Annotated in this window: 9 protein-coding genes, 1 tRNA gene and 1 pseudogene; 2 read left to right on the top strand and 9 right to left on the bottom strand. The window is 48.3% G+C overall.

Annotation, left to right across the window (positions count from 1 at the left end; genetic code table 11):
- Window positions 1-41: 41 nt before the first annotated feature.
- Both FJU30_RS26305 and FJU30_RS26300 read left to right on the top strand, forming a co-directional pair.
- Window positions 42-118, top strand: a tRNA-Asp gene (locus FJU30_RS26305).
- Between the two features lie 262 nt (window positions 119-380).
- Window positions 381-1,592: an integrase domain-containing protein gene (locus FJU30_RS26300; protein ID WP_150437886.1), complete on the top strand. Its 1,212-nt coding sequence runs from the start codon at window positions 381-383 to the stop codon at window positions 1,590-1,592.
- A 95-nt stretch (window positions 1,593-1,687) separates the two neighbouring features.
- On the opposite strand, the pseudogene FJU30_RS26295 reads toward FJU30_RS26300, so the two are convergent.
- From FJU30_RS26295 to FJU30_RS26260, 9 genes and pseudogenes are all read right to left on the bottom strand, one after another.
- Window positions 1,688-1,945: pseudogene (locus FJU30_RS26295) on the bottom strand (transposase); the annotation flags it as partial.
- A 123-nt stretch (window positions 1,946-2,068) separates the two neighbouring features.
- Window positions 2,069-2,548: a CBASS system CD-NTase/cGAS isopeptidase Cap3 gene (cap3, locus tag FJU30_RS26290; protein ID WP_085690033.1), complete on the bottom strand. Its 480-nt coding sequence runs from the start codon at window positions 2,546-2,548 to the stop codon at window positions 2,069-2,071.
- The gene (locus FJU30_RS26285; RefSeq protein ID WP_223881714.1) at window positions 2,535-3,806 is read right to left on the bottom strand and encodes a ThiF family adenylyltransferase; all 1,272 of its coding nucleotides are present in this window, start codon (window positions 3,804-3,806) and stop codon (window positions 2,535-2,537) included. Before FJU30_RS26285 ends, cap3 begins: the two co-directional genes overlap by 14 nt.
- A gap of 137 nt (window positions 3,807-3,943) precedes the next feature.
- On the bottom strand, window positions 3,944-4,285 hold the full coding sequence (locus tag FJU30_RS27400; RefSeq protein ID WP_223881716.1) for an E2/UBC family protein: 342 nt from the start codon (window positions 4,283-4,285) through the stop codon (window positions 3,944-3,946).
- A 26-nt stretch (window positions 4,286-4,311) separates the two neighbouring features.
- A complete protein-coding gene (locus tag FJU30_RS26280) occupies window positions 4,312-5,610 on the bottom strand; it encodes a CBASS cGAMP synthase (RefSeq protein WP_085690037.1) in 1,299 nt (432 codons plus the stop codon).
- A complete protein-coding gene (locus FJU30_RS26275; protein ID WP_150437885.1) occupies window positions 5,610-6,680 on the bottom strand; it encodes a CBASS cGAMP-activated phospholipase in 1,071 nt (356 codons plus the stop codon). Before FJU30_RS26275 ends, FJU30_RS26280 begins: the two co-directional genes overlap by 1 nt.
- Window positions 6,681-6,954: 274 nt before the next feature.
- The gene (gene mobH, locus FJU30_RS26270; RefSeq protein ID WP_150437884.1) at window positions 6,955-8,793 is read right to left on the bottom strand and encodes a MobH family relaxase; all 1,839 of its coding nucleotides are present in this window, start codon (window positions 8,791-8,793) and stop codon (window positions 6,955-6,957) included.
- 20 nt (window positions 8,794-8,813) lie between these two features.
- On the bottom strand, window positions 8,814-9,029 hold the full coding sequence (locus FJU30_RS26265) for a hypothetical protein (protein WP_121590240.1): 216 nt from the start codon (window positions 9,027-9,029) through the stop codon (window positions 8,814-8,816).
- An 80-nt stretch (window positions 9,030-9,109) separates the two neighbouring features.
- Window positions 9,110-9,742, bottom strand: a complete 633-nt coding sequence (locus FJU30_RS26260) for a ParA family protein (protein ID WP_199379562.1) — start codon at window positions 9,740-9,742, stop codon at window positions 9,110-9,112.
- Window positions 9,743-9,933 lie beyond the last annotated feature (191 nt).

The raw sequence follows: 9,933 nt of genomic DNA, 5'->3' as shown, positions 1-9,933 counted from the left end.
CGCGTCTTTGGCGAAAAGCCGGAGAGCGAAAAGAAATCGGTGGAGCGGTAGTTCAGTTGGTTAGAATACCTGCCTGTCACGCAGGGGGTCGCGGGTTCGAGTCCCGTCCGTTCCGCCACTTATCTATTCCGGGATGTTCCTATACATCTCTGGATGAATGAAAACCGTATCGCTGTCAAAGGCATACGGTTTTTTTTCGTCTCTATGATACCCTCTGCATATCGGGGTATCCGGCGCGAAATGGCCCACAAAATGGCCTACGCATAGGAAAGAGAAATTTCGTAGGCCATTTTGGTTTTGTGGCTGAGAAAGGGTTGCGGATACAGGACATTACACCATTCCCGTCGTTTGGTTTTTTAACGACAACTAAGGAGTGAACGATGACCGCAACACACCGCCTGCTTTCTGCTGTCACAGTACAAAAAGCAAAACCCGCCGCTAAAGATTATGAACTGCCTGATGGTCATGGTCTGACACTTTCCATCAGGACTACGGGCAAGAAAATCTGGCGTTTTCGTTACCAGCGACCAAATTCCTCAACGCGTACCAATATCACGCTGGGCCATTATCCCTCCATGACGCTGGCGGCCGCGCGTAGCCTTCATGATGAATATATCTCGCTTTTGATCAAAGGTATCGACCCCAAAAAACAGGAACAGGACGAGGCTGAGCAGGAAAAAAGAGCCAAAGACAGCCTGTTCGTTAATGTGGCAACGAGGTGGTTTGCCATTAAAAAAAACAGCGGTATTTCCGAGGTTCATGCCGGCGATATCTGGCGTTCACTGGAGCGTGACGTTTTTCCGGTAATTGGACAGATAGCTGTGGCTGACTTGAAAGCGCACACACTGATCGCCGCGCTTGAACCGGTACGGGTACGTGGTGCGCTGGAAACCCTGCGCCGTCTGACGCAGCGTATCAATGAAATCATGGTATTCGCGGTCAATTCCGGGCTTCTTGATGCCAACCCGGCATCCACGATTGGTAAGGTGTTTGAGAAGCCGAAGAAACAGCATATGGCAACCATTCGTCCCGAACGTTTGCCGGAACTAATGCAGCGCATTGAAACGACCAATCTGGGCCTGATGACGCGCTATCTGCTGAAATGGCAACTTTTGACATTGGTTCGTCCCGGCGAGGCGGCCGGGGCTATGTGGCGTGAAATCGACATGGAAAAAAAACTCTGGACCATTCCGCCAGAGCGTATGAAGAAGCGCCGTGAACATCAAGTACCGCTGTCACCGCAAGCGATGGTGCTACTAGAGCGGCTTAAACCGTTTAGCGGGCACTCGGCATTCGTTTTTCCCGGCAGAGGGAAGCGTAGCAAGCCGATGAACAGTGAAACGGTCAATAAGGCTTTACATCGCATGGGACTGGGGGGAGAACTGGTATCGCACGGTTTTCGGGCCTTGGGCAGTACGGCCATGAATGAAGCCGGATTTTCACCGGATGTGATTGAAGCTGTGTTGGCGCATGTCGATACCAATCAGACGCGGGCCGCTTATAACCGCTCCACATATCTCTCGCAGCGTGTTGAGGTTATGGAGTGGTGGGGGCGAAAAGTTAATGAATCGGCACGCGCAGTAATGCTGTAGCAGAATTTATCCAGTGAGGGCGATCCGCTGTGGAAAACGGATCGTCTTTTTCATTTTTGGAGCCTGTCCACGATTCTGTTTAATCGCCATCTCATTTAAAGGTGATCGCTCGCACGATCACCGAACTCGATAATAAAGCGGCTCATGGCCAACCGCCAGTCCCTCAGCGGCATTGTCCATTTCTTTGACGCCGTCTCTATCGCCAGCCATATCACCTTCTTTACCGAGTCGTCTGATGGGAACACCTTACGTTTTTTAATCGCATGCCGGATTACGCTATTCAGCGACTCAATAGCGTTGGTGGTGTAAATCGCCTTGCGGATATCAGACGGATAACCGTACAGCGTTGACAGGTCAGCGCCGCCGTTCCGAACTTGAAATATCTGACAGGACAGTATCCACAAAATATCCAGTAGTTAATGGCGGCTAATATCTCAGAGCAGCTATGAGCTAATATAGCTAATACATATGGGCCATTAATCCTGGCTATTACTTATTTTCTCTTTTAAAATTTTTATGTCATTACAATATTTTTTACCTCCCCATACTCTTTTTCTGCCCACAATAAGCATGACCATTGGTTCAGTTACTTTTAGCCCGGTCAGCCAAGATTTTATGTCTGTATACGATGGTTGCGGAAAATCTTCGGGATGTGTATGCCATTCGCCCAAATAAACAAGGAAGCCGTCTGATTGTTGAAATAATTCGTCAATTTTTTGCTGATGGTGAACACCTTTTCTATCTACCTGATTACGTGACCTGATATCACCAGAACCGGGCTCCGAAATGTTAGTGATGACAATGTGTTGCCCCCGGCGTTCTCCTATCAGGGTCCCTCCAGCCTCGGTACTAGCATAATGCATTTGACGATATGAATTGAGCCGTTGCACGACCTCACTCATGATAACGACATGATTGTTAAAATCATCGATGAATACCAATTCATTTATGTTCATTACATATAGGGCAGTTAGGCTGGCGTGGCAAAAATTGAGGTTTGAGCGAACGTCCACCCTCAAGCATATGTTCACTATAAGTCCACTTCAGCTCGGGTTCGAGAATACTCAACACCGCCAGTTGAGCTAAAGATGCAGTTATACTACTCACCGCCGCATCATAAGGTGTGTAAGTGCTACCACAGCTTTTGCTTTTTTCACTTGATATATCGAGATTGTAAAATCGTGAATCGATCTCGTTGCGGTATTTTGCGGGATTAGAAACCATACACACATAGCAGCTTCGACCGTCATCGATTAAAACTTTTGATGCTCGTCCGTTACCATCATTAAATGCGTGAATAACTATTGGTCTTTGCTCTGGGGGAATCTCTCTTACTATCGCAGCCATACGCTTGGATACCGGAGGACGGCCTGTTGCATCAATAATAATGTCGTATTTCTGCATTACATCAGTACTGATAGTGAATTGTTTTATAAATCCGACAACCTTCGTCTGTAAATGCACGGAGTCCTGGAGTCTTGTTGCAAGTGAAAGGGATTTGGGCCACCCAAAATCATGTGACGATAAGGGATGGCGACCAAAATTACTTGGTTTATATAAATCATCATCATAGAGGTGCAGGAAACCTTTACCGCATCCAGCCCCGTTCCGGAGTAATAATTCCGCAAGATACCCACCAATTGTTCCACAGCCGACCAGAGCTATACACTTTTCTGATAGATTTGCTGCCCCTTCTCGCCGGGAATTTCGGCTAAGTAATGTCGCAATATCCGCACGAATAACCTCCAGTCTTTGATACGCTGTACAAACGCTTTTGCCACCCAACATTGTAGCTAATTTGGCGGTTGAGTTTTTGGCTGATCTCTTATGTCTCCTGAAATCAATAGACTTTGTGTTGAACTCAACATAAATAGCAAAGATATCCTGGTTGAAAATATCAAAGAGAAAAATGTACCTTTTCTTGCCTTCCGCTTTGATGTGTTCAATGACTCTATCTCTGGCATTGCGATCCGCCTTTTCAAGCCAATCCAATAAGTCCCGAAATGAAGCCGGTGGCCATTTCATCCCGGCAAGGCGGCAGGGGTTTACAGAAATGTAGTGCGTATTGATAAGGTATTCTTTTAACGAGCTCAGGTGGAGATACCTTTGCTTAAGCCATTTTGTAATAACACTTTCCGAGTCCTCCGGTGACGATTCCTCAACCGTTATATACTCCAGTCTGGGGGTACCATCAGGCGTTAATGATTTCGACAAACGAGTTTTAAGTTTTGTCTCCCGGCTTGCGTTTGACAGAATAAACAGGCTCTCACTGGGTCGCCAGTATGTGGTAAATTCGCCTTCCAGTTCTCTCTTATCATTCTGCCCTTCTATAGCTGCTAATACCGAGTTAACTAGAGTTCTGTGTATCTGTGTATCTGTGTATCAACTTCTCTATATGTTCCTTCTAGGTCGTTGGAATCCCAGTCCGCCTCCATTTGTTCTACATAACATAGGATCCCTTCAAGACTGACATGGGGCATAAGACGGTCTCTGAATTGCTCAGGGAGTTCAAAAATGCAAGCTATCGGTAGTTCAGTAAATGGGTCAGAGTGGATCACAAGAGCAATATTAAAGTTACCTGCGATAGTCTCGTATTCTTTCGTATAAAAGCCTTTCCGACGATCCTGGCTGTGCAGAATAGCCTTCTCAGGCAGATTGCGAGCACGTGTATAGCGATACCCGCAACCTGTCATCACTTTATGAAGTAGCCCTTCCTCCATCAGCCACTTACCATCGTTTTGTTGATTTTCACGGGTGCAGGCTCTTTAGATGGCAAATTGTGAAATGCCGGAGCCGCAGCAATTGATGTGATTAACGAAGCATTAGTTACTCGTTTCCCAAATGCTTCATTCATTTTATGTAGCGCATCTTCTCTGCTGCCTGAGCTCTCAGCATCAAGTAAAATACCCTGTAAGCTTCTCATAGTTTCAACGATGGTTCTCTGGTGTACATTATGATCGCATTCAGCCGGGAACAGTAACTTGTCATCAGTATCGTCGGGACTTTCCAGACCACTACAGAATTCATCAGGCAGTAGTCTGGCAACGAGTTTCATCGTCTCGGTGAGGTCGGAACCATTATGATCCTCTCTGTCGAGGATGTTTACCACGGCAGTCATCAGACTGATTGATGAAGGGCCTCCAACTTCCCATTGAGCATCTCTCCAGGCTTTCATAAAGCGGCAAATTGAACGAAGGTGCCCTCCGATGCGCTTGCAACTGTCGTTAAACCAGTCTTCAACAATTTTTGGGTCGCTTATCGACCACCTTTTTACCCCATCACGTAGTGCTAAATTGACTTTGTCGGACTCAACGACATATGCCTCGCGCAAATCCCTATTCATAGCTACAGACTCAAACATCGAATTTGCCTTTATGACGTGTGCAGAATCTGCTGCGGTTTGTTTGGTCTGAAATTGCTCTTTCGGGATCGCATACATAGGCACATCAATGTGTGTTTTCTCATGAGGAATTTTAATGCGGCCACATGTATTCTTTTCTTCAAATCTCCATCCATCGTTTTCAGCTTCTAACGATTTCAGTGAAGTATCTACGAGTAGAAGTAGCAGAGTGTGGCCAATGCTAGGTTCGGATTCAAATACGGTCATGGGCATATAGGTACCATCATCTATATCCATTTCCTGCCCCGGATGAAAAGGCCTGTTTAACGTATCGTACTGAAAGCTTCCCTGAGTCCAGAAACGAGGCTGAAATTTGATGAAATCATCTCGTGCTTCATCTTCCATTTCAAAAATGAGCCGTGCAAGATCAGCACGGTCTGAGGGCGAGAGGTAGCGAACATTCGTTTGCTCTAGTTTTAACCTGACGCTCTCAAGTGTCAATGTTTGCCTTCTGACGTCAGTAGCGACTTCCCGGGCTTCCTTAAATACATCTCTCGTTCTCTCACGGACTTTCTGGCGAAGCGCTTTCAGTTTATCGGATTCAGTCTTTCCCAGTTTGAGTTTACTGATTAAGCCATCCACATTGTGGCTGTAGTAATTGTTAAAATCCCAACGCATCAGAGTATCTCCTGCGCGATTGTGCGCCTAAAGGGTTTTGCAGGTGTAGTGAAAAAGTTCTTAAGCTTCTGATTCTGAGCGAACTGCACATTAGCGAGTTGTGTTCCCCTTGCGCTTAGATTTTCCAGGGAACTCTTCGTGGCATTATCCAGAGTGATATCACTGGCTGCTTCATTGGGGATAACTTCATCCAAGTAGATATAGTTATCGAACGCGTCATGGAGAGTAAGCTCACGCAGGAGCATATTTTTATGAAGATGCTGGTTAGCCGTCATGGTTGTAAGCACCAGTCGTTTACCCACTCCCCACAGGTGGCAGTATCCACTCCACCATTTTTTGCTCAGAAGCCTTGGACTAAGTGAGTATTCTTCACCGACAGTACCGATATTGAGTATGTGTATGTCTTTGTGGGCTACATTAAAGTCAGACTTCATATCCCTGAACACTTCCAGAAGTCCTATGTAACTAGGGTTGTTAGCAACCAAACCCCCATCAGCAAAATACGCGCGGAGATCTTTGCAATAGTGCGGGGCAAAGTACGTTGGTGCGGCGGAGGTTGCGAGCGCGGCATCAATCAATTTTAGCGGCCCGTCGCGGGTGAAATCAGGGGTATGTGGTGTCTTGAAAAACTGCGGCTTTCCTGTTGACAGGTTTACTGCCGGAACCATCACTCGCCGGGTCAGGTCATTAAAGGTGGTTTCAGCTCCTATCATTTCTTCAACGGTTTCCCGGAGGGGCAAGCTACTGTAAATAGGAGCAACAAGTGACTTAACCAGGTTGGTCAGCCACCATCTGGTTGGAAAAATGTCATTCGCTTTAACGAAGAAGGCTCGTTCCAGATCGCGAGCACTCTTGCCTGTAGCAAGCCCGAGAGCCAATATACCGCCTATTGATGTTCCAGTAATGAGATCAAAATAGTCACCAATTTTGATGTCTTGGCTAGGGTGTTTACTGGCAAGTATCCTCTCAATCTCTGCAAGGACACTGATAGTAAACATCCCCCTAGCCCCACCACCATTCAGACTAAGTATCCGAACGTTGTAATCATTCACTGCACTTACGTCAGACATCGCTAACTCCCTCTCGGAAAGATAGCTTATAAATGTGTCTGTTTTTTTCCTTTTCAATGTACAAATAACCAGTGCTTTAAAAATAAGTCAATAACTCTAATTTTTAGCATGAAGGTAAATTATACTTCTGGATTAACATGGGTAAGTAAAATAAATTCGCAGTTTAATCTCCGCGTAAGGTATATCGTGGGGAACGCTCTGGGCGGGTCGTATGTATTCCTTTATGTCCCTTAACCATACCCGACTGTCTGATAATAGCGCTATATGGTTAAAGTCATCTACCGCTTTGAATGTCCGTAACAACCGACAAATAAGGATTATCCTCTGGCACAGCTTCATCAAATATATCTTCCGGCCTGTTTAGCAGATACCCCTTCACCCGACGCGTTTTACGCGGACCTTTCACTTCGCAAACGAAAATGTTGATGCCATCGTTGCCGCGCTGGTGGAGTTTCAGTTTCTGGAATGCTTTCTGCACCTGTTTCCATTCATCGCCGGTTGCGCCGGTAGTGGTTTTGACGTACAGCTTAAAGATTTCCGGTGAGACCAGAAACGCTTTGCCTTCGACCATATGGATCCTTGCCAGCGTGTCGTTTACCGCAATTTTATAGGTTCGTATGCCTTCCCTGAGCCAGTCGATAAAACCGGTATCCGTAACCTGAGCGGTTTCGGGTACGGCAACGGGACGTGGCGTCTCTGGTTGCCGACTGACGTTTTCCCTGCCGCCTGTCTCTGCTTCTGCCTGTCCGGGCTGAACTTTCGGTAATTCATCAACTATATCTGTCGATGCGGGCAGGATGTGTTTATCGATTTCCTGTTCCGGTGGTGCAAACAGAGAAAAAGCCAACTCACTGAGTTCGTTTTCAGGTGCAGTAATGTCGGGAGCGGTTTGGCTGTCAGCTTTTCCTCTTTCAGTGGCTATGGTCGTCGCCGTACTACCTGGTATCACTTTTCCGGAAAACGGCGTGGGTCGATCTTCTGAGTTCGGCCAGATCCGTGATGGCGCTAGGCGCAACAATGTTAGTGGGCGGCCCGGCGTCCAGCCGCTGTCAGCGGTGACGGTGCATGACCAGACCGCCTTACCGTCCTGCGTGGGAACAATCAGCCCATGCGCCTGCATTTCATCAAATAACCGGACATTGCTGTCAGGTACGCTGGTTACGCCCTGTTGCAACAACCACGCCCGCGCTCTGTCGGCGGTGGTTTTGCTGATCAGCCAAAGCGCGTCGTCCGTTAGCCAGCCATCGGAGCCTGAACTTGGGTTACTTAGCTTGAGTTCCGCTCTCACCAGTTCCCGCAGGGCAGAGAGGAGTTGTTCCGGCAGCGAGGATGCCGGGCGGGTCAGCGTCTGGCTGGCATTGCCCCCCATAAACTGTGCCACTGATGCGCGATCCGCTTCCTGTACCAGTTCACCCAGTACACCCGCGTTGTCATAATGGCCGCTGATACAATACAGGAAGGATTCGTTGAGTTCCCGGTACTGCGCCAGCCAGTTGAGCGCCGAAACCGGCAGGATCTGTAGGGCCAGCAGGCTTCCGATCGCCGGGTGGAGCCGGTGATCGCGGTTTTTTTGGTATCTCAGGCGATAGGGTTGCGCCAGCGGCCCCATCCACGGCAACCAGCGCTGGTTATCGTCGGTCATGACTTCAATATCCGTTACTATTTTTCCGATATCATGCAGCAGAGCGGCATAAAGTATCCCCGCTGTCCAGGCTTCGGCTTCTCGGGCCTGATCTTCCGGCGCCGCGCCAACGGGAAGGAGATGGCGCTGGCGCAGCTTTGCCGCAAATGCCATGACCTCCAGCGTGTGATCCAGCAACCCTCCCGGATGCGAGTGATGATGATATTCGGAGGCCGGGAACTGTTGTACCAGTTCGGAAAAACGTGCAATCGGGCGTTGATACAGTTCCTTGAATAATGCGACGGGTAACGATGTTCTCTGCCAGATGATTTTCATCAGTTGTCGGCGCAATGGGGTGACGAGCAGCGCTTCTGCTTTCTGCGGATATAGCCAGCCGGTAGTGATTTCCTGATAGACAGGGGCTGTTGCCGGTTCGGGTATTGACTTTTTGCTGGTGAGCCATTTCAGTTTTGCATGAATGCCGGTTTTCATGATGGTGACCTGTCATGATGTTATTTGTTCATCTGGCGGTAAAACTGGTAGCACTCCAGTAAAAATGCCGTGATGGTTTTTCCCTGCTCGGCGGCAAACGCCTTGATTTCCCGGTGCATCAGGGGATCGATGCGGATCTGAATGGGTTTTGTATTGTCGGTCTGGTGCTCGGTGCTCGTTACCTCCAGTGGACGGGGTGCAAGGGGCGTCAACTTGAGTACGGATTTTTTTGCCATATCGGAAGTCCTGAATGCCGAAAGAGCCTGAAATCATGAATGCCGATTTTTCTTCTTTCCTGTTTTCAGGCAGGAAGAAATTAAGGCTGGGGACGGGCTGCACGACCACAAATTTCGTGGATCACGTTTTTTGCGCGTCGGTTCAACGTTTTCCACGGCGTTTCTGTGATGGACAGTCCAGCATCCAGTGCAATGCTGTAACCCGGTTTAAACGTGAGGAACGTGTGCGCGCAGGCAAACTGCCAGGCGGTGATGGTCTGACAGGCGGAACGGCCTTCGGCCTGGCTGGGCGCTTTGCTGACCACATAAAACAACCGGTTGTGGGGAATGCCTCTGTGCACCAGTTCATGGCCCAACAGCAGTGAGGGTTCCAGGTCATCCAGCGAGGTGCCGGTGGCGATCACGACGAGGTTTGACTGACGGGCGATATCGAGAGAGGAGATATCGACAAATGGACGGGTATCGATGATAAGGCACTGATAACTGTTTGCGACTTTTAGCGCCACGTCGTGACGGCGATAAACGCCGGTTTCCACTGCGGGAGAAATACCGGCGTTGTCGCGGCGCTCCGCCCATTTGGCGGACGTTTGCTGCTGGCTGTCCAGATCGGCGAGATGTACTTTTTTGCCTGAGTGAATGAGTTCAACGGCAGTGGCGCGGGCGAGCGTTGAACGGCTGACGCCACCTTTCTGGCTGATAAAGCTGATGATCATAAGATCTCCTGAATTCATGAAATACTGAAAAGCCAAAAGAATGAATGCAAGAGAAACTCTGACGGAAAATCACTAATTGGTCGGTAATTAATTAAAAACAGATCCAGCATGTTTTATTAAAGACTGAATGCATGAAAACAGGATTTCCTGTTCAGGGAAATAGCCTTTTGCCTCTGGCCCTTTCGGTAAAG

The sequence above is a fragment of the Affinibrenneria salicis genome, assembly GCF_008710095.1.
This window is presented reverse-complemented; position numbering and strand designations above follow the sequence as displayed.